Here is a 21,794-nt window from a genome sequence, read left to right on the forward strand (position 1 = left end):
GGTGAAATCACGCGGCCGTCCGCGGACGGCCGTCGGCCGTGCGCATGCCGAAGCCGAAGACCCGGTCCACCGCGATGTGCGCGAGCCACGCGAGACCGAGGGTGAACGCGGCCGGGCTGGTGACGATGGTGAAGACCAGGAGCAGGACCGCGGGGCCCGCCCAGTGGTGGGCGGCGTTGTAGAAGGGCACGGCCCGCCGCGGCAGGACTCCGCGTTCGACGGCTGGTGCGCCGATCCCGGCCAGGAACGTCAGGTCCGGCCCCGCGAGTCCGAGCAGCAGCGCGCCGGCGGTCCAGCCGCCGTGCTCGACCACCTCGAACACGGCGAACGCGAGCAGGAAGACGGCAGCCACGGCCCACCAGATACGGTTCACGGGATCCTCCGAGATCGGTTCTCCATTTCGAGAGCACTGCTCTCATCAACGGAAAGTTAGCCTCCCGCGAGTGCTCTTGTCAAGAGCACTGCTCTCGGTTCGGATCGACGCTACTCGCTGGGTTGCTGCTGGCTCGGCAGCCGTCCCTCGGCCATGCGGCGGGCGACGTCGTTGCGCAGCCACAGCGCCCACAGCCAGAAGGCCAGGAACAGCAGGCCGATGATGCCGATCGCGACCTGCTCGACGAAGTACACGACCAGCGCGACCTGCAGCACCAGGATCACCGGCACCGCCCAGCGCCGCTTGAGGACGCCGCACAGCAGCACGTGCAACACCGCGATCACGATGATCCCCCAGCCGGCGAGGGTGCCGATCCCGCCACCCAGGTTGGCGATCACCGGCAGCGCGAGGCCGACCGTGATCGCCTCGCAGATCAGCGTGCCAGCCATCACGCCGCGGAAGGACTTCATCGGGTCCTTCGCCGGCGGCCGCACCGTCTTCTCCTCGCTCACGCCGGCTCCCTCCCGAACAACGTCCGCGCGTCCCCCACCGTGACCACCGAACCGGTGATCAGCACACCACCCCCGGCCAGCGGCTCGTCCGGGTCGTCGCTCTCCTCGACCAGCGTCACCGCGGTCTCCACCGCCGCGTCCAAACTGGACTCGGCGACCACGCGGTCCTCGCCGAAGACCGCCAGTGCCAGCTCGTTCAGCTCGTCCAGCGGCATCGCCCGCGGCGAGCTGTTCTTGGTGACCACGACGTCGGAGACCACCGGCTCGAGCGCCTCCAGGACACCACGCACGTCCTTGTCCGCCAGCACGCCGATCACCGCGGTGAGCTTGCGGAACGCGAACTCCTCCTCGATCGCGGCGGCCAGCGCCCGCGCGCCGTGCGGGTTGTGCGCCGCGTCGAGCAGCACCGTCGGCGCGGCACGCACGCGCTCCAGACGGCCCGGGAGCTCCACCGCGGCGAACGCCTCACGCACCGCGTCGATGTCGAGCCGGCGGTCCTTGCCCGCGCCGAAGAACGCCTCGACCGCGGCCAGCGCCAGCAGTGCGTTGTTCGCCTGGTGCGCGCCGTGCAGGGGCAGGAAGATCTCGTCGTAGACCCCGCCGAGGCCCTGCAGGGTCAGCATCTGCCCGCCGACCGCGATCTCCCGCCGCAGCACGCCGAACTCGCTGCCCGCGCGGGCGACGGTGGCGTCCACCTCGACCGCCCGCTCCAGCAGCACGCGCTGCGCCTCGGGCTCCTGCTCCGCCAGGATCGCGACGCTGCCCGGCTTGATGATCCCGGCCTTCTCCCCCGCGATCTGGCCGAGCTCGCTGCCCAGGTACTCGGTGTGGTCGAGGCCGACCGGGGTGACGACGGCGACCTGCCCGTCGGCGACGTTCGTGGCGTCCCAGGTGCCGCCCATGCCCGTCTCGATCACCGCCGCGTCGACCGGGGCGTCCGCGAACGCGGCGAAGGCCATGCCGGTGAGCACCTCGAACTTGCTCATCCTCGGGCCACCGGCGGTGTCCACCATGCCGATGTAGGGCTCGATGTCGCGGTAGATGTCGACGTACTTCGACGCGGGAATCGGGGCACCGTCCACGGCGATGCGCTCGGTGACCAGTTGCAGGTGCGGGCTGGTGTAGCGGCCAACCCGCAGCCCGAGCCGGGACAGCAACGCGTCGATCATGCGGGTGACCGAGCCCTTGCCGTTCGTGCCGGCCACGTGCAGCACCGGGTAGGTCTTCTGCGGATCGCCCAGCACGGTCATCAGCGCGGCGATCCGGTCGAGCGACGGCTCGATCTTCGTCTCCGGCCACCGCTGGTTCAGCTCCGCCTCCACCCGCATCAGCTCGCGGCGGGCCTGGCGCTCGATCTCCTCGAGGTCGACCGGGTCGGCCTCGGCCGGGTCGTCGGGGAGGGGACCGGCCACGAAGTTGCCCCCGCTGGACAGCTCCGCCGGGTACTCCTCGTCCTCGCCCGATGTCACGCGTTCTCCCTACTCGGCCCGGCCTGGGTACCCCGCCGAGTCTACTTTCGCGGGTACTGACAGGCTGACCGCATGCCGTTCGACCACAACCACGCCTACCACCGGCTGCTGCTGCGGCAGGTGCCCACCGGGGCCCGCACCGCGCTGGACGTCGGCTGCGGCGGCGGCCGGTTCGCCCGCCGCCTCGCCGCGGCCGGCCTGGAAGTGGACGGCCTCGACCCGTCCGGGGAGATGATCCGGATCGCGCGGGCGCTCGGGCCGGCCACCATCACCTACCGGCACGGCGACGTCACCACCGCCGAGCTGGGGCGGTACGACTTCATCTCGTGTCTGGCGTCGCTGCACCACGTCCCGTTCGAGACGGTGACGAAGCTGCGCGCGGCGCTCAACCCGGGCGGGGTGCTGGCGGTGCTGGGACTGGCGAAGCCGCGCTCGATCGCGGACTGGGTGAAGTGGGGCCTGCTGGCGCCGCCGGTCAACCTCGCGGCCCGGCTCGTCGTGGCGGCCGGGGACCAGCTCAACGGCGGCCCCGATCCGGTAGCGACCGCCCCGGTGCGGGACTGGGACACGACGATGACCCAGGTGCGGCGCGAGTCCGCGCGACTGCTGCCCGGGAGCACCGTGCGGTCGTTGTTGTTCTTCCGCTACCTGCTGCTCTACCGGGCCTGACTCTACCGGGCCTGACGCGCCGCGATCCGCGCCTGGACCTCGGGGCGGCGCAGCGGCGGGACGGTCGCCGGGGGCTGCCGGCGCGGGGGGAGCTCGGCGAGCAGCCGGGTGGTGATCGCGGCGACCTCGGCCACCGCTTGCTCGAACGGGCCGCGCGTCGCCTCGGAGAGGGTCTGCACGCCGGTCACCTTGCGGACGTACTGGCGCGCGGCGGCCTCGATCTCCTCGGCCGTCGCCGACGGTTCCAGGCCCCGCAGCACCGTGATGTTTCGGCACATGTGCGGAAGACTACGCGTGCCCCGCCCCCGGCGGGGTCACACTGATCGGGCAAGCTGCCCCCGTGCACGAGGAGGTGTACGCGCTGACTTCCGACTTCGGCGCCTACGTCGAGCGCTTCCCCCATCCGGAGACCGGAACTCCCTTGGCCGTCAAGGACTTCCTCGACGTGGCCGGCCAGACGACGCGCAACGGCACGCCCGGCCTGGGTCACCACGTCGCGGCCGAGGACTCCGACGCCGTCGCCCGGCTGCGTGCGGCGGGTTACGTGCCCGTCGCGCGGACCACCGTGCCCGAGCTGGCATGGTCGTCGCGGACGCCGGGGTGCCGCAACCCGTGGGCCCCCGACCGCGACGCCGGCGGGTCCAGCGGCGGCTCGGCCGTCGCCGTCGCCCTCGGGGACGTGCCGGTCGCGCTGGGCACCGACACCGGCGGCTCGATCCGCATCCCGGCCGCGCTCTGCGGCGTCGCCGGGCTGCGGCCGACGCACGGCACCGTGCCGATGCGCGGGGTCACGCCGCTGACGCCGTCGATGGACACGGTCGGCCCGATCGCCGCCACCGCCGCGGACTGCCTGGCGGTGCACCGCATCCTGACGGGGACCGCGGAACCCGCGGCGGACACCGTGGCGAACACCGTCGCCGGCCTGCGGCTCGGCTGGCCCGAGCACCTGTGGGGCACCAAGATCGATCCCGAGGTGCTGCGGATCGTCGAGTCGGCGGCGGGCACGCTGCGCGCGGCCGGCGCCGAGATCGTGCCGGTCGAACTGCCGCTGGGCCACCGGTACGCCCGCTCCGCGGGGTTCACGACCATGCTGTTCGAGTCCGCGCGGCAGTGGTGGCCGGCCTACAACGAGGACCCGTCTGGCCTGCGCGGACGGGCGATCGGGCAGCTCAAGGCCGGTACCGAGGTCACCCAGGAGGACTACGACGCCGCCCGCGCCCGCGCCGGTGAGATCGCTGCCGAGGTGGACGCGGCCTTCACCGAGGTCGACGCCCTGCTCATGCCCACACTGCCCGTTACCGCCGCGCCCGCGGACACCGAGACGGTCGACGTGGGCGGGCGGGAGGAGCCGCTGGAAAACGCCTACTACCGGCTCACCGCACTAGCCTCGGTGAGCGGGCATCCCGCACTGACGGTTCCGGCGGGGCTGACCGAAGCCGGTCTCCCGGTCGGCGCCCAGCTCGTCGGGCCACGACGGCGGGAGGCCCTGCTCTGCCTGCTCGGCGGAGTGATCGAAGCCGGTCCACCCGCCCGTGCCCTGGCCCGGGCCCGCACAGGAAGAACGCGCCCATGACGAAGCCCGACCCCCGCGACCTGCTCGGCATCCGCGACCTGCTGACCGACGAGGAGCGCGAGATCGCGGACACGGTGCGGTCCTTCGTGCGCAAGGAGGTCACCGACCACGCCGGCCAGTGGTTCGAGGACGCGACCTTCCCGAAGCACCTGGTCCCCCAGCTCGGCGAGATGGGGCTGCTCGGCATGCACCTGACCGGCTACGGCTGCGCCGGTACCAGCGCCACCGCCTACGGCCTGGCCTGCCTGGAGCTGGAGGCCGGTGACAGCGGGCTGCGCAGCTTCGTGTCGGTGCAGGGATCGCTCGCGATGTTCCCGATCTGGAAGTACGGCTCGGACGAGCAGAAGGACCGCTGGCTGCCGCCGATGGCGCGCGGTGAGGCCATCGGCTGCTTCGGCCTGACCGAGCCCGACCGCGGCTCCGACCCGGGCGACATGCGCACCTTCGCCAAGCGGGACGGCGGCGACTGGATCCTCAACGGCGCCAAGATGTGGATCACCAACGGCACGCTCGCCGACGTCGCGGTGGTGTGGGCGCGCACGGACGAGGGTGTACGCGGGTTCGTGGTGCCCACGGACACGCCGGGCTTCACCGCTCGCGAGATCAAGCACAAGCTGTCCCTGCGGATGTCGGCCACGGCCGAGCTGTCCTTCGACGACCTGCGGCTGCCCGGCGACGCCGTGCTGCCCGGCGTGACGGGTCTGAAGGGGCCGCTGTCCTGCCTGTCCGAGGCCCGGTTCGGCATCCTGTTCGGTGCGCTGGGCGCGGCCCGGGCCTGCTACGAGAGCGCGCTCGACTACGCGACGACGCGGGAGCAGTTCGGGCGCCCGATCGGCGGGTTCCAGCTCACCCAGCAGAAGCTCGTCGGGATGGCACTGGAGCTGAACAAGGGCCTGCTGCTCGCGGTGCACCTGGGCCGGCGCAAGGACGGCGGCGAGCTGCCGCCCGAGCTGGTCAGCTTCGGCAAGCTGAACAACGTCCGCACCGCGATCGACATCGCCCGCACCGCGCGCACCATCCTCGCGGCGAACGGGATCAGCCTCGAGTACCCGGTGCTGCGGCACGCGAACAACCTGGAGAGCGTGCTGACCTACGAGGGCACCGAAGAGATCCACACGCTGGTGCTCGGCCAGCTGCTGACCGGGCAGAGCGCCTACCGCTGACCCACCCGGGTGGCGGCCACACCGGTGCCCGCCACCCGGGCGGTGAGGAACGGGCCGACCCACCCGAATGGCGGCGGCGGAGGCGGGCCGCAGGGATTAAGAAGAAGTCATGCGCCGCACGCTGCTCGTCCTCGTGGTCGCCGTCTGCACGGTGCTCGCCACCACGGTCACCGCCTCCGCCGCGCCCCAGGTCCGGCACTACCAGCACTACACAGCCCTCGGCGACTCCTACACGGCCGGTCCGCTGATCCCGTTGCAGCGCGTGGACCCGGTCGGCTGCCTGCGCTCCACCAGCAACTACCCGTCGCTGCTGGCGATCGCGCTGCGCGTCGGCTCGTTCACCGACGTGTCGTGCAGCGGCGCGGACACCCACGACATGCTCGCTCCGCAGGACGTGGTCCTCGGCCCGAACCCGCCCCAGCTCGACGCCCTGCGGCCGGACACCGACCTGGTCACGCTCGGCATCGGCGGCAACGACTACAGCGTGTTCGGCACGATCGTCGGCACCTGCCCCGGCCTGCGGGACTCGGACCCGGCCGGCAACCCGTGCGAGCGGCATTTCACGGTGGACGGCGTGGACACCATCAAGGCCCGGCTGCCGCGGACGCGGGCGAACGTCACCGCCGTGCTCGGCGAGATCCACGACCGGGCGCCGGATGCCGACGTGCTGGTGATCGGGTACCCGCGCATCGCGCCCCCGTCGGGCACCTGCCCGGCCGTCCTGCCCTTCGCCGACGGCGACTACGCGTGGCTCAACAGCGTGGAGGAGGAGCTGAACGCGGCACTGGCGAAGGCGGCCGCCGACGACGGGCGCGCGTCCTATGTGGACACGTTCACCCCGTCACTCGGTCACGACGCGTGCGCCCCGCCGGGGCGGGCGTGGATCAACGGCAAGGACCTCAAGCCGTGGGCGGCGAACTACCACCCGTTCTTCACCGGGATGCAGGGCGTCGCCGCGGTGACCTACGCGCACCTACGCGATTGACCGCGCGTCTCCGCCGTCGTGCGGCAGCTGCCAGGTCATCGACACCGTGGTGCCCTCGTCGGTCGCCGTGACCTCGACGTGCCCGGCCAGCCCGCGAATGAGCCGCAGGCCGTGCCCGTCGAACATCGAGCGGCCCGGCGGGGGTGGCTGCCAGCGGCCGCGGTCGAGGACGGTGACCGCGATCAGGTCGTGGTCGCGGCTGGCGTGCAGCTCCACCGGGCCGTCCGTGCCCTCGGGGTAGGCGTGGGTGGCCGAGTTCGTCAGCGCCTCGTAGCCGGCGAGGCCGATCGCGTGCGCGAGGTGACCCGGGAGGTCGAGGTCCTGCGCCCACCGCACCAGCTCGTCCCGCAGCGCGGTGACGGTCCGCCGCGAGGCGGGCCAGCGGCAGTGCAGGCTGGTTTCGGTGCACCCTGATGGACTGCGCGTCGTGTCCATCGACGGCCCCCACTCGAACACGGACAGGTGGTCCACCCATGGTCACACCCGTGGTGGACGGGCTGAAGGGTCCTTCGGCCCCTTCTCCGGCCGTGTGGCGATCTCCCGCTTGAGGATCTTGCCGGTCGGCCCCTTCGGCAGCTCCGGCACCAGCCACACCTGGCGCGGGTACTTGTAGGCGGCGACCCGTTCCTTGACGTGGTCGCGCAGGTCGTCCGCGGTGGCGGTGGCCCCGGGCTTGAGCGCGACCGCGGCCGCGACCTCCTGACCGTGCGTGGGGTGCGGCACGCCGATCACCGCGGCTTCGGCCACGTCCGGGTGCTCGTAGAGGACCTCTTCGACCTCTCGCGGGTACACGTTGTAGCCACCGCGGATGATCAGGTCCTTCTTCCGGTCGACGATGTAGTAGTAGCCGTCCTCGTCCTGCCGGGCCAGGTCGCCGGTGCGCAGCCAGCCGTCCGGGATCGCCTCGGCCGTGGCCTCCGGCAGGTTCCAGTAGCCGCGCATCACGTTCGGCCCGCGCACCGCGATCTCCCCGACCTCGCCCGGCTCGACCTCGGCACCGTCGGGATCGAGCAGGCGCACCTCGACCCCGTCGATCGGCGTGCCGATCGAGCCGGCCTTGCGCGGCCGGTCCGGATGGTTGAACGTGACGAGGGGCGAGGTCTCGGACAGGCCGTAGCCCTCCAGGATCGGGCACCCGAAGGTGTCCTCGAACCCGCGCAGGACCTCGACGGGCAGGGCCGCACCGCCAGAGGTGCACATCCGCAGGGCACTCGCGTCGATCCCGGCCGCCCGGGGGTGCTGGAGCAAGGCGCCGTACATGGTGGGCACGCCCTGGAAGACGGTGACCCCGAACCGGTCAATCGCGTCCAGTACGGCCTCCGGCTCGAACCGTGGCACCAGGACCAGGCAGGCGCCGCGGTGGACCGACGCGTTCAGCGCGCACGCCTGGCCGAACGTGTGGAACAGCGGCAGGCACCCCATGACGACATCGGAGGGCCGCAGGTCGAACATCCGCTCGGCGATGGTGGTGACGTTGCTGCGGAGGTTGGCGTGGGTGAGGACGGCGCCCTTGGGGCGGCCGGTGGTTCCCGAGGTGTAGAGGATGACTGCCGGGTCGCCGTCGTCGCGGGCAGCGATGTCGTGCTCCGCCGCCGCGGTGAGGCCGGTCAGGAAGGTGGCCGGGTCGACGACCGTGCAAGGCACCCCGGCCGCGGCGGCGGCGTTGCCCACCTCGTCGGCGGCTCCGGCGAACACGAACAGCCGCGCCGCTCCGGAGTCGGTCAGGTGGTGCTTCACCTCGCGCGCCTTGAGCAGCGGGTTCATCGGCACGACGACACCGCCGGCACGCAGGATGCCGTAGTAGAGGGCGGCGAACGGCAGGACGTTCGGCAGCATCAGGCAGACCCGGTCGCCGGCCTCCAGCCCCTCGGCGTGCAACCGGGCGGCGACGCGGGCGCTGGCCTCGTCGAGGGCGGCGTAACTCAGCACGGCGTCGCCCAGGCGCAGAGCGGGCGCGTCCGGCTGCCGCCGCGCGGTGCCGGTCAGGATGTGCGCGAGATTCGTCATTGAATGTCCTCCGCTTGCTCGTGCGGACCATGGTGCGGGCCGACGGGCGCGGCAGCCCATGTTCCGGCGGACAACCGCCACCCGGTCCTGGTTGTCGTGGGGAACAATGGCGTCGTGTCGCACACCGCTCCCGGGTTGCCGGCCGTGGCGGAAACGCTGCTGGCCCGGCTGGATCCGCTCACCGCCGGAGTGACCGCCCGGATCCGCGCCGAGGTCGGCTTCTACGTCGTCAGCGACGACGTCCCGGACGCCTCGCTGGCGGAGTCGGTGCGGGACAACCTGAGGCTGATCCTGCGCGCCCTGATCGCCGGCGAGCCGCCGGACCTGGCCGCGGCGCACGCCACCGGGCGCGAACGGGCCGTCCAGTCCGCACCGCTGCCCGAGGTGCTGGCGGCGTTCCGGATCGGCTTCGGCGGCCTGTGGGCCGCGATCGCCGCCGAAGCCCGTGCGACGGGAGCCATCGGCGATGCCACCCTGGTGGACATGGTGGCCGGTGTGTGGCAGCTGGCCGGGGACGTGGCGGATGCGATGACCGCGGCCTACCGGGACGCCGTCGCGGAGATGATGCTGCGCGACGAACACCGGCGGTCGGTGCTCGTCGAGGCGCTGCTGTCCGGGGAGATCGACCAGCGGTCCCTGTGGGAGACGGCGCACGCACTGCGGCTGCCGGTCGAGGGCCGCTTCGTCGTGGTGGCCGCGGCGACCCCGGAGCCCGGCGGGGAGGCGCTGCCGGGGATCGCCTCCCGGCTCGCCGCGTCCGACATCCGGTCGGCGTGGCGGTTGCAGCCGCACCAGCAGGTCGGGGTGCTGGCCCTGCCCGCACCGGCCACTGTGGACGGTGTGCTCACCGTGCTGCGACGGGCGAACGCGCGGGCCGGTGTCAGCCCGGTGTACCGCACGTTGCGGGAGACGCCGCAGGCGCTCCAGTTCGCCCGGCTGGCGCTGCGGAGTCTCGGGGACGGCGAGGTCGCGCAGTTCGCCGACACCCCGCTCGCGGTGCTGCTGGCCGCGGCGCCCGCCGAGGCCGGGCAGGTCGCCGCGCGCGTGCTCGGGCCGGTGCTGGCGCTGGAAGACCGGGCACGCTTGCTGGACACGCTGGAGTGCTGGTTCGGCGCGGGCGGTTCGGCGGCGGAGGCGGCACGGCGGCTGTTCTGCCATCCCAACACGGTGCGGTACCGGCTGCGGCGGGTCGAGGAGCTGACCGGCCGGAAGCTGACGGACCCGGCCGCGGTCGCGGAACTGTCGGCGGCCCTCCAGGCACTCCGGATGCTCCCCGGGCCGCTGCCGGACCGCGACCGCATAAGGTGGCGGCATGACGAGCCGCGGTGACGTGCGTCCGCCCAGCGGGAACGCGGACGAGAAGACCACGCTGGTGACCTTCCTGGACTACCTCAGGGAGGCGATCATCGCGAAGGTCGCCGGCGTGCCGGACACTGCCGCACGCACGGCGGGAGTGCCGTCGGGCACCAGCCTGCTGTGGCTGCTCAAGCACCTGATCGCGGTCGAGCACAACTGGTTCGTCTGGGCCTACCGAGGCGAGGACTCGCTCTTGGACCACGGCGCCCTGCCCGCGGACGGCGACACCAACGACACGCTGATCGCCGAATACCGCGAGACCGTGCGGCGCGGCAACGAGATCATCGCCGCGTGCGACGACCTCGACCGGCCCGGGGCGCGATCGCTGCGGGAAACGGACTCCTGCCCGCCGTCGATGCGCTGGCTGCTCGTCCACATGATCGAGGAGACCGCCCGGCACGCCGGGCACGCCGACATCCTGCGCGAGCAGATCGACGGCTCCACCGGCCGCTGACCCCTCCGCCGCCGGGAACGGGGGCCGTCCGCGGGAAACCCCGCGAACGGCCCACCCACCTCACGCCGTGGGCAGGGAACCCAGCCGCGCGGTCAGGCGCTCGATGTCCGCCGCCGCCGCATCGCGCCGCACCTTGATCTTGTCCACGACCTCCGCCGGAGCCTTGTCCAGGAACGCCTGGTTCCCGAGCTTGCCCTCGGTCTGCTTCAGCTCCTTCTGAGCCGCCGCCAGGTCCTTCTCCAGCCGCTTGCGCTCGGCCGCCACATCGACCGCGCCCGACAGGTCCAGCTCGACGTGCACGTTTCCACCGGACAGGCTCACCTCGACCGACGCCGAGGCGGTGAACCCGTCCCCGGGTTCGGTCAGGCGCGCGAGCGCGCGGACCGCTTCCTCGTGCCGGGCGACGTCGGCGAAGCCCGCACCGTCGACCCGCGCCGCGACGCGCTGCCCCGGCTTGAGGCCCTGGTCGGAGCGGAACCGGCGGATCTCGGTGATCAGCTTCTGCAGGTCGGCGATCCGCGCCTCGGCCGCGGCATCCGCGTAGGAGTCGTCGGCCGCGGGCCAGGAGGCGATCACGATCGACTCGCCGCCGGTCAGCGCCTGCCACAGCTTCTCGGTGATGAACGGGATCACCGGGTGCAGCAGCCGCAGCACCGTGTCGAACACGTGCCCCAGCACCGCACGGGTGCCCTCGGCGTGCGCACCGGCGATCTGGACCTTCGCCAGTTCCAGGTACCAGTCGCACAGCTCGTCCCAGGTGAAGTGGTAGAGCCGGTCGACGGCCTTGGCGAACTGGAAGTCCTCCAGCAGGCTATCCACTTCGGACACCGTGGTGGCGAGCCTGCCGAGGATCCAGCGGTCGGCCTCGGTCAGGTCCGCCGCGGCGGGCAGCGGCCGCGCCACGGTCGCGCCGTTCATCAACGCGAACTTCGTTGCGTTCCACAGCTTCGTGCAGAAGTTGCGCGAGCCGGCCGCCCACTCCTCCGCCAGCGCCATGTCCGTGCCGGGATTGGCGCCGCGGGCGAGGGTGAAGCGGGTGGCGTCGGCGCCGTAGCTGTCCATCCAGTCCAGCGGGTCGATGACGTTGCCGCGGGACTTCGACATCTTCTTGCCCTGCGCGTCCCGGATGAGTCCGTGCAGGTAGACGTGGTCGAACGGCTGGACACCGTCACCGGCGTAGAGGCCGAACATCATCATCCGGGCGACCCAGAAGAACAGGATGTCGTAGCCGGTGGACAGCACGGTGGTCGGGTAGAACTTGGCCAGGTCCGCCGTCCGCTCCGGCCAGCCCAGCGTGGACAGCGGCCACAGGCCCGAGGAGAACCAGGTGTCCAGGACGTCCGGGTCCTGGGTCCAGCCGTCACCCGACGGCGGCTGCTCGTCCGGCCCGACGCACACCGTCTCACCGTCCGGCCCGTACCAGACCGGGATGCGGTGGCCCCACCACAACTGGCGCGAAATGGTCCAGTCGTGCATGTTGTCGACCCAGTCGAAGTAGCGCTTCGCCAGCTCCGGCGGGTGGATCTGGGTGCGCCCGTCGCGCACCGCGTCCCCGGCCGCGCGAGCCAGCGGCTCCACGTTGACCCACCACTGCAGCGACAGCCGCGGCTCCACCACCGTGTCGCACCGCGAGCAGTGGCCGACCGCGTGCAGGTACGGCCGCTTCTCGGCGACGATCCGGCCCTGCTCGCGCAGCACGGCGACGATCGCCGGACGGGCCTCGAACCGGTCGAGCCCCTGGAACGGGCCGGCCACGGTGATGGTGGCGCGCTCGTCCATGATCGTCGGCATCGGCAGGTCGTGCCTGCGCCCGATCTCGAAGTCGTTCGGGTCGTGCGCCGGGGTGACCTTGACCGCGCCGGTGCCGAACTCCGGGTCGACGTGCTCGTCGGCGATGATCGGGATGCGGCGGCCGGTCAGCGGCAGCTCCACCTCGGTGCCGACCAGGTGCCGGTACCGTTCGTCGTCCGGGTGCACGGCCACCGCGGTGTCGCCCAGCATGGTCTCGGCGCGGGTGGTGGCCACCACGATCGCGTTGTCACCGTCGCCGTAGCGGATCGAGACGAGCTCGCCCTCGTCCTCGGAGTGCTCGACCTCGATGTCGGACAGCGCGGTGAGGCACCGCGGGCACCAGTTGATGATGCGTTCGGCGCGGTAGATCAGGCCGTCGTCGAACAGCCGCTTGAACATGGTCTGCACGGCGCGGGACAGGCCCTCGTCCATGGTGAACCGCTCGCGCGACCAGTCGACACCGTCACCGAGGCGCCGCATCTGGCCGAGGATCTTGCCGCCGTACTCGGCCTTCCACTCCCAGACCCGCTCGACGAACTTCTCGCGGCCCAGGTCGTGGCGGGACTTGCCCTGCTGGGCCAGCTCGCGCTCGACGACGTTCTGGGTGGCGATCCCGGCGTGGTCCATGCCCGGCAGCCACAGGACCTCGTAGCCCTGCATGCGGCGGCGGCGCGTCATCACGTCCATCAGGGTGTGGTTGAGCGCGTGCCCCATGTGCAGGCTGCCGGTCACGTTCGGCGGCGGCAGCACGATGGTGAACGGAGGCTTGTCCGACCCGGCATCGGCCGTGAAGTAGCCCGCGTCTACCCACCGCTGGTAGAGGGCGGCTTCTTCATCGGCCGGGTTCCATGCGGCCGGGAGGGCGGGCTGCTGGTCAGGGGCGTTCTCCGTCACAACCGGTAAGTGTACGAACCGGGTAATCCGCGCTGCATCCGCATCGCCTCCGCGACCGGTGATGATCTCCACCCGCTCGACGTCCGGCTCCGCGGGTCCGAAGTGGACGGCCAGCCCGACGTCCGGCTTCGACGAGACCGCGGCGAACGACGTCACCGAGCCGCTGCCCGAGGTCACCGGTGGCGGCCGCAGTTCGACAGTTCAGGCTCATCAGTCTAGCCTGTGGATATGACCCGGGTGCCGAACGACGTCGCGCGACTGGCGGGATCCGTGCGGGCGGTGGTCGGGCAGTTGCACCGCAGGTTGCGGCAGGTCGACAACGCGGGGGTGCTCACGCCGTCCCAGTCGGCGGTGCTCGCCCGGCTGGACCGGGACGGCCCGGCCACCCAGGCTCAGCTCGCGGCGGCCGAGCACGTCCGGCAGCAGTCCATGGCGGCCACGCTCGCCGTGCTGGACGAGCTCGGTTACCTCACCCGCACGCCCGACCCGCGGGACGGCCGCCGCATCGTGATCAGCCTGTCGGACCTGGGCGAGAAAACCGTGCGGGGCGTCCACCAGCACCGCGAGGAGTGGCTGGCCCGCGCCCTGGTCGACGAGCTCACCCCCGGCGAACGCCGCACGATCGACGACGCACTGCCGCTGCTGCGGCGGCTGGCGCAACGATGAGGAAGTGGTGACGACGGCTCAGCCCACGACGAGGCGATCCTCCACCGCCTATCCCCCGCGCCTGGTCCTCCCACTGGTGGCCAGCGCGGTCCTCAACCCCATCAACTCCACCCTGATCGCCGTCGCGCTGGTGCCGATCGGCCGGGCGTTCGGCGCCGGGCCGGAGCAGACCGCGTGGCTGATCACCTCGCTGTACCTGGCCACGGCCGTGGGGCAGCCGGTGGTCGGGCTGTTCGTCGACCGGTTCGGGGCACGGCGCGTGCTGCTGGCCGGTGCGGTCACCGTGATGCTCGCGGGCATCGGCGGGCTGCTCGCCTTCTCGCTGGGCTGGCTCGTCGCCGTGCGGGTCGTGCTCGGAGTCGGCACCTGCGCCGGGTTCCCGGCCGCGATGGCGGTGCTGCGCCGCCGCGCGGACACCACCGGCGGCGGCGTACCGAGCCGGATCCTGTCGGTCCTCGCGATGTCGGCGCAGACCGTCATGGTGATCGGGCCGACGCTCGGCGGCGCGCTGATCGGCCTGGCCGGGTGGCCGGCGATCTTCGCGGTCAACATCCCGCTGGCCGCCGTCGCGATCGTGCTCGCCCTCCTCTGGGTGCCCAAGGACCCGGTGCCCAGCGGCCCCCGGGAGCCGATCGACGTCGCCGGCATCGCGTTGTTCTCGGCGACCCTGCTCGCGGTGCTCCTCTACGTGATGGAGCCCGCGGTGTCCGACCTGTACCTGCTCGGCGTCGCGGTGCTGCTGGGCGCGCTGTTCACCCGTGTCGAGCTGCGTGCCCACCGACCGTTCCTCGACCTGCGCATGCTCGCCGGCAACGGCCCGCTGCTGCGCACCTACCTGCGCCAGGCGCTGGCGTTCCTCATCGTGTACGCGGTCATGTTCGGTTACGTCCAGTGGCTGGAGTCGGCGCGCGAGCTGTCCGAGTCGGCGGCCGGCGCGCTGCTGATGCCGATGTCGGTCGCCGCCGTGGTCGCCGCGGCTTCGGCGGGCAAACCGACGCGGCTCAAGGGCCGGCTGATCGTCAACTCGGTGGCCCTGCTCGCCGGGGCGGTGCTGCTGCTGTTCGTGGGCGACGGGACGTGGCTCGGCACGCTGGTGGTGCTGGCCGCGATCTTCGGGCTGGGCCAGGGGCTGACGAGCGTGACCAACCAGACCGTCCTGTACGGACAGGCGCCGCCGGAGGTGATCGGCACCGCGAGCGGGCTGTTCCGCACCGCCCAGTACCTCGGCGCGATCGCGGCGTCGACGCTGATCGCGTTGTGCTTCGGCGACCGGGCCAGCTCGGGCGGCCTGCACGGGCTGGCGGTCGCGCTCATCGCGATCGGCGTCGTGCTGTTCGTCGTGACGGCCGCCGACCGGGCACTGCGGAACTCCGGTACTCGTGCCGACGCGACCGCGCCCGGCCACCGGCCGTGACCGGCGGCCGGGCGCGTCCGCCGGCTTCTAGAGCACCTGGTGGCCGTACATCTCACCCAGCGGGTCGGCGATGAGCTCGATGCGGGCGCCGTCCGGATCGCGGAAGTAGATCGAGACGTCGCTGTGCACCGCGTGCTCGACACCGGCGTCGGCCAGCTTGCCCGCGAGCCGCTGCCACCGCTGCGGGTCGACCGAGATGGCGACGTGGTGCAGCCCGCCGAGCACCTCGGCGTAGGGGCCGACGTCCAGGCCGGGGAAGTCGAAGAAGGCCAGCAGGTTGCCGTTGCCGATGTCGAAGAAGAAGTGCGACGAGCCGGGGTAGTCGCGGTTCTCGATCAGCTCGGTGAGCGGGAACTCCAGCAGGTCCTGGTAGAAGCGGATGGTCCGCTCGACGTCACTGCTGATCAGCGCCGTGTGGTGCAGGCCGCGGGCGGACGAGGCCGGCCGTTGCCCGGCGGGCTCGAGGTGGGCGTCGCGGATGCGGTCGCGCTCCGCGCGCACCGCGTCGAGGTCGACGGAGCTCATGGCGTTCCTTTCTCCGGTGCGGAGGTGGTGTGCCCGGCTTACCCGCCGGGCACCACCGGCATCCGCGTCAGGCGGACTTGATCGCGGAGACCTCGAACTCCAGGGTGACCTTGTCGCTGACCAGGACACCGCCGGTCTCGAGCGCGGCGTTCCAGGTGACGCCGAAGTCCTTGCGGTTGATGGTGGTCGAGCCCTCGAAGCCGATCCGGGCGTTGCCGAACGGGTCCTGCGCGGTGCCCTCGAACTCGAACGGGATCGTGACCGGCTTGGTGATGCCCCGGATCGTCAGGTCGCCGGTCACGTCGAAGCTCGCCTCACCGGTCTGCTCGATGGCGGTGGAGACGAAGGTGATCTCCGGGTACTCGTCCATCGACAGGAAGTCGTTGCTGCGCAGGTGCGCGTCGCGGTCGGCGTTGCGGGTGTCGATGCTGTCGGCCTTGATGGCGACGGTGACCGACGACTTCGCCGGGTTCTCGCCGTCGATCCGCGCGGTGCCGCTGAACTCGTTGAACGAACCGCGCACCTTGGTCACCATCGCGTGGCGGGCGACGAAACCGATGCGGGTGTGGGTCGGGTCCAGGGTGTATTCGCCGGTCAGGGTCGCGTAGCTGGTCTGGGCGGTCATTCCGGGTTCCTCCATTGGTTGATGCGTCATCCTCACCGTGCCACAACTTGGATGACACGTCAACTATTCCCGCTATACTCGGGAACATGACCCGATGGCTCGACGAGTCCGAACAGCAGGCGTGGCGCGCGTACGTGACCATGCAGGGCCACCTGAACGCCGCACTGGGCCGGCGGATGCAGGCCGACTCGAAGCTGTCGCTGCCCGATTTCGAGGTCCTGGTGCAGCTCACCGAGACCCGCGAGGGACGGGTCCGGGTGTTCGAGCTGGCACGGGCGCTCGACTGGGAGAAGAGCCGGCTGTCCCACCACCTGCGCCGCATGCAGAAGCGCGGCCTGGTGGCGCGCGAGGAATGCCCGGACGACGCGCGCGGCGCCTTCATCGCGGTGACGCGCGAGGGCCGGGAGGCGATCGAGCAGGCCGCCCCGCACCACGTGGACACCGTGCGCGAGCTGGTGTTCGACGCGCTGACCCCGGATCAGGTGGACGCCCTGCGGGCGATCTCCGAGCGTATCCTCGCCGCGGTCCGCCCGCAGGACTGGCCTCAGGACCGCAAGTAGGAGGCGCCGTTGAGGTCGAGGATGGCACCGGCGGCCCACTCGGCCCCGGCCGAGGCGAGGTAGACGACCGCGGCGGCGATCTCACCCGGTTCGGCGACCCGGCCGAACGGGGACTGCGCCCGCAACGCCGCGCCCCGCTCCCCCGTCAGCCAGTCCGCGACCCGCTCGGTGGCGATGAACCCCGGCGCCACGGCGCTGACCGCGATGCCGTGCGGCGCGAGGTGCACCGCGAGCGACTGGCCCAGCGAGTGCAACGCGGCCTTGGTCGCCCCGTACGCCGGGTGGTCCGGTTCGCCGCGGAAGGCGCCACGCGAACCGACGTTGACCACCCGCCCGCCGGCGCCCCGGGCGATCATGTGCCGGGCGACGCAGAACGTGAGGTCGGCCGCGCCGAGCAGGTTGACCTCGACCGACTGCCGCCACACCGCGCGCCAGTGCTCGAACGTGGTCTCCGCCAGCGGATGCGCCGTCTCGGTGGTGGTCACCACGGCGGCGTTGTTGACCAGCACGTCGACGCCGCCGAGCGCCTCCTCGGCGGCGTCGGCGATGGTCCGCGCGTCCCGGACGTCGCCCTGGACGAGCGCGTGGCCGTCGCCGGGCAGGGCGGTGAGCGTGGCCTGCGCGGCCGCCCGGTTGGCGTTGAAGTGCACCGCGACGCGGTCACCGCGCTCGGCGAACGCCGTCGCGATCGCGCGGCCCAGGCCGGCCGAGGCGCCGGTGACGAGGACCCCGCGGCTCATCGGGCGAACAACTGGGACTCGTCGCGGAACGCCTTGAACTCCAGGGCGTTACCGGCCGGATCGTGCAGGAACATCGTCCACTGCTCCCCCTTCTCCCCCGCGAAGCGCTGGTAGGGCTCGATGACGAACCGCGTGCCGGCGGCCCGGAGCCGGTCGGCCAGCTCGTGGAACGCGTCCACGGTCAGCACCAGCCCGAAGTGCGGCACCGGGACGTCGTGGCCGTCCACCGGGTTGCGCCCGGCCTCCGCCCGCGCGCCGTCGACGACGTGGGTGACCACCTGGTGGCCGTGGAAGTTCCAGTCGACCCACTTCGTGTCGGAGCGGCCCTCGGGCAGGCCGAGCACCCCGCCGTAGAACTCCCGGGCTCGGCCGAGGTCGTCGACCGGGATCGCGAGGTGGAATGCGGGACGGGTCATCGAGCGGTCCTCCTTGTCGTCGGTGGACCCAGCTTGACCGAGTCGGGAAACAATGTCAACATTCGAACATGCAGCCCGCCCGGCGGCGCGGCCTGGCCGAGGAGGCCGCCGACCGCATCCGTGACGAGATCCTCACCGGCCGGTTCGCGCCCGGCAGTGCCCTGCGGGAGGTCGAGCTGGCCGCGTCCCTGCGGGTCAGCCGCGGGTCGGTACGGGAGGGCCTGGCGATCCTGGAGCGGGAGGGCCTGGTGCACAGCGAGTGGCACCGGGGCACGCGGATCATCGGGCTGACCGAGACCGACATCGTCGAGGTGTACGCGGTCCGCGCGGCGCTCGACCGGCTCGCGACGCTGACCGCGGCGCGGCGCGGACGGCCGGAGCAGTTCGACGAGCTGGACCGGCTGGTCGCGGCGATGGACCGGGAGGCCCGGGGCGCCGCCGACGGCGGCCGGCTGGTGGCGCTCGACATCGAGTTCCACGACTGCGTGTACGCGATCGCCGGCAACGCCCGGCTGATCAGCGCGTGGGAGGCCGTGCGGTCGCAGGTGCACCTCTTCCAGGCCAACCGGGTACGGCTGTCGCACGAGCACTACCGGACCCGGGTGGTCGGCGAGCACCGGGAACTGGCGGCCCTGTTGCGCGCCGGGCGCGTCGAGGGGCTCGGCGACCTGGCGGAGGAGCACGTGCAGTCGGCGTGCCGCGGACTGCTCGACAGCCTCCACGCCTGACGGCCCCGGCCCGCTCGCCTACGCTGGTCCTCGCGGCCGCACTACCCAGCCGTGGTCGCCGAGACGGGGAACGAGGGGTCGCCATGGGCCGCGTGACGGTGCGACGTCCGGTGCGGAAGCTGACCGGCGACGGGCAGCGGCGCCGGGCCGATCTGCTGGCCGCCGAAGAGCCGCTGGAGCTGCGGGTCGGCGGTGCGGCGCTGGCCGTCACCATGCGCACCCCCGGGCACGACGTGGAGCTGGCGCACGGGTTCCTGCTGTCCGAGGGCGTCATCGGCGCGCGCGACGACGTGTTCGCCGCCCGCTACTGCGACGGCGTGGACGACCAGGGGCGCAACACCTACAACGTCCTCGACCTGACCCTGGCCGACGGTGTCGCGCCGCCGGAGACCGGCGTGGAACGCAACTTCTACACCACGTCCTCGTGCGGGGTGTGCGGCAAGGCGGCACTCGACGCGGTGAAGCTCAAGACCCGGTTCCCGCCCGGCGAGTCGGCGTTCGCCGTGTCCACCGAGGTGCTCGCCGGGCTGCCGGACGCGCTGCGGGCCCAGCAGCGCGTGTTCGCCAGCACCGGCGGCCTGCACGCCGCCGGGTTGTTCCGCGCCGACGGATCGCTGCTCGCCGTGCGGGAGGACGTGGGACGGCACAACGCGGTCGACAAGGTGCTCGGCTGGGCGTTGCTGGAGGGCCGGGTACCGCTGACCGACTGCGGGCTGCTCGTGTCCGGACGGGCGTCGTTCGAACTCGTGCAGAAGGCCGCGATGGCGGGCATCCCGTTCCTCGCCGCGGTGTCCGCGCCGTCCTCGCTGGCGGTCGAGCTGGCCGAGGAGAACGGCATGACCCTGGTCGGGTTCCTGCGCGGGGCGAGCATGAACCTCTACACCGGCGACCAGCGCGTGCTGGAGCCGGCGCGGGCGTGACGGTCAGATCCGGGGCATGACCTCGGCGGCGAGACGTTCCATCTGCTCGAACTGATCGGCGAACGGGGTGAACAGGATCAGCCCGGCACCCGCCTCGGCCACCTCGCGCACCCCGGCCACGCACTCCTCCGGCGTGCCGGCCACCGCTACCGCCTCGAGCCCGCGCTTGCCGTAGATGGAGGCGAGCCCATCGGCCGCGTGGCGGCGCGCGGCGTCGCCGTCGTCGTCGATCGCGATGTAGACCCGCTTGGCGACCTGGAAGTCGTCGCGCCCGGCCTCGGCGAGCAGCTCGCGCAACGTCCGGACCTGGCCGGCGAAAGCCGCCGTGGTCGAGGAGCCCGCGCCGAAGAAGCCGTGACCGAACCGGACGGCACGCTTGAGGGCATTGGGGTGGCTGCCGCCGAACCACAACGGCGGCCCTGGTTTCTGGAACGGTTTGGGTTCCATCGCCGCGCCCTCCAGCTGCCAGAAGCGCCCGCCGAAGTCGACCGTCTCCTCCGCCCACAGGGCTTTGACCAGGCGGATGCCCTCGGTGAACCGGGCGACGTGGGCGTCGCCGTCGAGGCCGAACGCCCCGAAAGGCCGGTTGCGGCCGCCGCTGCCGACACCGACCTCCAGGCGGCCGCGGCTGAGCTGGTCCAGCGTCGCGAGGCTCTTGGCCAGGTGCACCGGGCTGTGCAGCGGGGTGACGTAGACGGCGCAGCCCAGGCGCAGCCGCTCCGTGCAGGCGAACGCGTAGGCCATCGTCTCGTTGGGCGCGAGGTGCGGGAACCGGCCGAGCGTCTGCTCCTGGGTCCAGCCGCTGTCGAACCCCAGTTCCTCGGCCCGGCGGACGTAGGCGCGGAAGGCGCCGGGGTCGAACGTGCCGTCGGCGACGAACTGTGGAATGGAAATCGCGAACCGCATGACAACGACACTAGCGGTGCCGGGTGTATCACCGAGGGCATTTCGCACGACAAGAGAGTCGAGACTGATGTTGAATGGCCCGGGAGGCCCAGGTGACCGAGGACGAAGCGACCGAGCCGCGCAGGCGGCCCAGCCGCCGTTCGGTGCTGATCGCAGGGGCCTCGGGCCTGGGTATCGCCGCGTTCGCCACCGGTACCGCCACCGGGGTGCTACCGGTGAGCGAGGCCGTGCAGCGGGTGCTGGGTGTGACGTCGTCCTCGCCCGCGACGCAGATCGGCGTGGCGAAGGTCGAACGGGTGTGGTCGCGCTACCGCAACCGGATGGTCGACCTGGTGATGCTGCTGCCGTCGAAGTCGCCACCGCCGAACCTGCCGATGTCGCTGCTGCTCCACGGCCTGCACGGGCGGGCACGGACGGCGGCGCCGACCGGGACGCTCGCCGAGCTGGCCAGCCAGGTCGCGCGCAAGCGGATTCCGCCGTACGGGTTCGTCGCCGTGGACGGCGGTGACAGCTACTGGCACGAGAACGTCCCTGGCGACGATCCGATGGGGATGCTGCTCGAAGAGGTCCCGCAGTGGCTTCGGGAACGCGGCCTGGGTGGCGCCGACGGTCTGCCGTTCGCCTGCACCGGCATGTCGATGGGCGGTTTCGGCACGCTGCTGTACGCGCGCCGGCGCGCGGAGCGCCGGGAACCGGCCGGGGCGCTGGCATTGCTGGCGCCGGCGCTCATCCTGTCGTGGCCGGAGATGAGCAAGCGGAACGCCTTCCACGACGAGACCGACTGGGCGTCGATGGACCCGCTGAAACACCTCGACGCGACGGCCGGCACGCCGACCGCCGTCTGGTGCGGCACGGAGGACTCGTTCGTCGCCGGCGCCCGGCGCTTCATCGCCGCCACGAAGCCGGAGATCGGCTACACCGCGAAGGGCAAACACGGCGACTCCTTCAACCGCACCGTGGTTCCCAGCATGATCAGCTTCCTGGGCAGGCACCACCCCATGGCATGACAGGCAGTGAGCTGGCTGGTCATCCCGGAGCCCACCAGTCC

At 72.2% G+C, this 21,794-nt stretch carries 24 protein-coding genes; 12 read left to right on the plus strand and 12 right to left on the minus strand.

The window, feature by feature from the left end; genetic code table 11:
* Window positions 1–7 precede the first annotated feature (7 nt).
* The 3 genes from FHX45_RS08100 to folC form a co-directional block, all read right to left on the minus strand.
* The gene (locus tag FHX45_RS08100) at window positions 8–373 is read right to left on the minus strand and encodes a DUF4260 family protein (protein ID WP_167098172.1); all 366 of its coding nucleotides are present in this window, start codon (window positions 371–373) and stop codon (window positions 8–10) included.
* A 110-nt stretch (window positions 374–483) separates the two neighbouring features.
* Window positions 484–885, minus strand: a complete 402-nt coding sequence (locus FHX45_RS08105; protein ID WP_167098175.1) for a DUF4233 domain-containing protein — start codon at window positions 883–885, stop codon at window positions 484–486.
* Window positions 882–2,354: a bifunctional tetrahydrofolate synthase/dihydrofolate synthase gene (gene folC / locus FHX45_RS08110; protein ID WP_167098178.1), complete on the minus strand. Its 1,473-nt coding sequence runs from the start codon at window positions 2,352–2,354 to the stop codon at window positions 882–884. Before folC ends, FHX45_RS08105 begins: the two co-directional genes overlap by 4 nt.
* 72 nt (window positions 2,355–2,426) lie before the next feature.
* Here folC and FHX45_RS08115 point away from each other — a divergent pair, with 72 nt between their 5' ends.
* Entirely contained in the window at window positions 2,427–3,023 is a 597-nt protein-coding gene (locus FHX45_RS08115; RefSeq protein ID WP_167098181.1) for a class I SAM-dependent methyltransferase, read from the plus strand.
* 2 nt (window positions 3,024–3,025) lie between these two features.
* On the opposite strand, the gene FHX45_RS08120 is transcribed toward FHX45_RS08115, so the two are convergent.
* On the minus strand, window positions 3,026–3,301 hold the full coding sequence (locus FHX45_RS08120) for a DUF2277 domain-containing protein (RefSeq protein ID WP_167098185.1): 276 nt from the start codon (window positions 3,299–3,301) through the stop codon (window positions 3,026–3,028).
* Window positions 3,302–3,363: 62 nt separating this feature from the next.
* On the opposite strand from FHX45_RS08120, the gene FHX45_RS08125 reads away from it, so the two are divergent.
* The 3 genes from FHX45_RS08125 (at window position 3,364) to FHX45_RS08135 (ending at window position 6,744) form a co-directional block, all read left to right on the plus strand.
* Window positions 3,364–4,596, plus strand: a complete 1,233-nt coding sequence (locus FHX45_RS08125) for an amidase family protein (protein ID WP_167098188.1) — start codon at window positions 3,364–3,366, stop codon at window positions 4,594–4,596.
* A complete protein-coding gene (locus FHX45_RS08130; RefSeq protein ID WP_167098191.1) occupies window positions 4,593–5,759 on the plus strand; it encodes an acyl-CoA dehydrogenase family protein in 1,167 nt (388 codons plus the stop codon). The genes FHX45_RS08125 and FHX45_RS08130 overlap by 4 nt, the downstream gene beginning before the upstream one ends.
* Before the next feature lie 109 nt (window positions 5,760–5,868).
* Window positions 5,869–6,744 carry an SGNH/GDSL hydrolase family protein gene (locus FHX45_RS08135; protein ID WP_167098194.1) on the plus strand — a complete coding sequence of 292 codons (876 nt, stop codon included), beginning with the start codon at window positions 5,869–5,871 and terminating at the stop codon, window positions 6,742–6,744.
* Here the strand turns inward: FHX45_RS08135 and FHX45_RS08140 are convergent.
* Together FHX45_RS08140 and FHX45_RS08145 are read right to left on the minus strand one after the other, a co-directional pair.
* Window positions 6,733–7,215: an ATP-binding protein gene (locus FHX45_RS08140; protein ID WP_341771391.1), complete on the minus strand. Its 483-nt coding sequence runs from the start codon at window positions 7,213–7,215 to the stop codon at window positions 6,733–6,735. The two genes, FHX45_RS08135 and FHX45_RS08140, sit on opposite strands and share 12 nt — an antisense overlap.
* Window positions 7,216–7,221: 6 nt before the next feature.
* A complete protein-coding gene (locus FHX45_RS08145) occupies window positions 7,222–8,751 on the minus strand; it encodes a long-chain-fatty-acid--CoA ligase (RefSeq protein ID WP_167098197.1) in 1,530 nt (509 codons plus the stop codon).
* A 114-nt stretch (window positions 8,752–8,865) separates the two neighbouring features.
* Between FHX45_RS08145 and FHX45_RS28585 the strand changes: the two genes are divergently transcribed.
* Both FHX45_RS28585 and FHX45_RS08155 read left to right on the plus strand, forming a co-directional pair.
* Window positions 8,866–10,080 (plus strand): RsbRD N-terminal domain-containing protein, encoded by a 1,215-nt coding sequence (locus tag FHX45_RS28585; protein ID WP_208405846.1) that lies wholly within the window; start codon window positions 8,866–8,868, stop codon window positions 10,078–10,080.
* Window positions 10,064–10,561, plus strand: coding sequence for a DinB family protein (locus FHX45_RS08155; RefSeq protein ID WP_167098203.1), 498 nt, complete (start codon window positions 10,064–10,066; stop codon window positions 10,559–10,561). The genes FHX45_RS28585 and FHX45_RS08155 overlap by 17 nt, the downstream gene beginning before the upstream one ends.
* 60 nt (window positions 10,562–10,621) lie before the next feature.
* Here FHX45_RS08155 and FHX45_RS08160 read toward each other — a convergent pair whose 3' ends face one another.
* Window positions 10,622–13,246 (minus strand): valine--tRNA ligase, encoded by a 2,625-nt coding sequence (locus tag FHX45_RS08160; protein WP_167098206.1) that lies wholly within the window; start codon window positions 13,244–13,246, stop codon window positions 10,622–10,624.
* Between the two features lie 228 nt (window positions 13,247–13,474).
* On the opposite strand from FHX45_RS08160, the gene FHX45_RS08165 reads away from it, so the two are divergent.
* Window positions 13,475–13,912 (plus strand): MarR family winged helix-turn-helix transcriptional regulator, encoded by a 438-nt coding sequence (locus FHX45_RS08165; RefSeq protein WP_167098209.1) that lies wholly within the window; start codon window positions 13,475–13,477, stop codon window positions 13,910–13,912.
* Between the two features lie 4 nt (window positions 13,913–13,916).
* Complete coding sequence (locus FHX45_RS08170) at window positions 13,917–15,326, plus strand: MFS transporter (protein ID WP_341771392.1); 1,410 nt, start codon at window positions 13,917–13,919, stop codon at window positions 15,324–15,326.
* A gap of 27 nt (window positions 15,327–15,353) precedes the next feature.
* Here the strand turns inward: FHX45_RS08170 and FHX45_RS08175 are convergent, their stop codons facing one another.
* On the minus strand, window positions 15,354–15,851 hold the full coding sequence (locus tag FHX45_RS08175; RefSeq protein ID WP_167098216.1) for a VOC family protein: 498 nt from the start codon (window positions 15,849–15,851) through the stop codon (window positions 15,354–15,356).
* 67 nt (window positions 15,852–15,918) lie between these two features.
* A complete protein-coding gene (locus FHX45_RS08180; protein ID WP_167098219.1) occupies window positions 15,919–16,476 on the minus strand; it encodes a YceI family protein in 558 nt (185 codons plus the stop codon).
* An 86-nt stretch (window positions 16,477–16,562) separates the two neighbouring features.
* On the opposite strand from FHX45_RS08180, the gene FHX45_RS08185 reads away from it, so the two are divergent.
* Window positions 16,563–17,036 (plus strand): MarR family winged helix-turn-helix transcriptional regulator, encoded by a 474-nt coding sequence (locus FHX45_RS08185; RefSeq protein ID WP_167098222.1) that lies wholly within the window; start codon window positions 16,563–16,565, stop codon window positions 17,034–17,036.
* Here the strand turns inward: FHX45_RS08185 and FHX45_RS08190 are convergent.
* Both FHX45_RS08190 and FHX45_RS08195 read right to left on the minus strand, forming a co-directional pair.
* Entirely contained in the window at window positions 17,021–17,776 is a 756-nt protein-coding gene (locus FHX45_RS08190; RefSeq protein WP_167098225.1) for an SDR family NAD(P)-dependent oxidoreductase, read from the minus strand. The genes FHX45_RS08185 and FHX45_RS08190 overlap by 16 nt on opposite strands.
* The gene (locus tag FHX45_RS08195) at window positions 17,773–18,192 is read right to left on the minus strand and encodes a VOC family protein (protein WP_167098227.1); all 420 of its coding nucleotides are present in this window, start codon (window positions 18,190–18,192) and stop codon (window positions 17,773–17,775) included. The genes FHX45_RS08190 and FHX45_RS08195 overlap by 4 nt, the downstream gene beginning before the upstream one ends.
* Window positions 18,193–18,260: 68 nt before the next feature.
* Here FHX45_RS08195 and FHX45_RS08200 point away from each other — a divergent pair, with 68 nt between their 5' ends.
* Complete coding sequence (locus tag FHX45_RS08200) at window positions 18,261–18,920, plus strand: GntR family transcriptional regulator (RefSeq protein ID WP_167098230.1); 660 nt, start codon at window positions 18,261–18,263, stop codon at window positions 18,918–18,920.
* Between the two features lie 83 nt (window positions 18,921–19,003).
* Window positions 19,004–19,840, plus strand: a complete 837-nt coding sequence (gene fdhD / locus FHX45_RS08205) for a formate dehydrogenase accessory sulfurtransferase FdhD (RefSeq protein WP_167098233.1) — start codon at window positions 19,004–19,006, stop codon at window positions 19,838–19,840.
* 3 nt (window positions 19,841–19,843) lie between these two features.
* Here fdhD and FHX45_RS08210 read toward each other — a convergent pair whose 3' ends face one another.
* Complete coding sequence (locus FHX45_RS08210) at window positions 19,844–20,746, minus strand: LLM class flavin-dependent oxidoreductase (RefSeq protein ID WP_167098236.1); 903 nt, start codon at window positions 20,744–20,746, stop codon at window positions 19,844–19,846.
* 74 nt (window positions 20,747–20,820) lie between these two features.
* On the opposite strand from FHX45_RS08210, the gene FHX45_RS08215 reads away from it, so the two are divergent.
* A complete protein-coding gene (locus tag FHX45_RS08215; RefSeq protein WP_167098240.1) occupies window positions 20,821–21,753 on the plus strand; it encodes an alpha/beta hydrolase-fold protein in 933 nt (310 codons plus the stop codon).
* Window positions 21,754–21,794: the final 41 nt, after the last annotated feature.

Origin of the sequence: Amycolatopsis granulosa (genome assembly GCF_011758745.1) — a bacterium.
Classification (GTDB): Bacteria; Actinomycetota; Actinomycetes; order Mycobacteriales; family Pseudonocardiaceae; genus Amycolatopsis_E; species Amycolatopsis_E granulosa.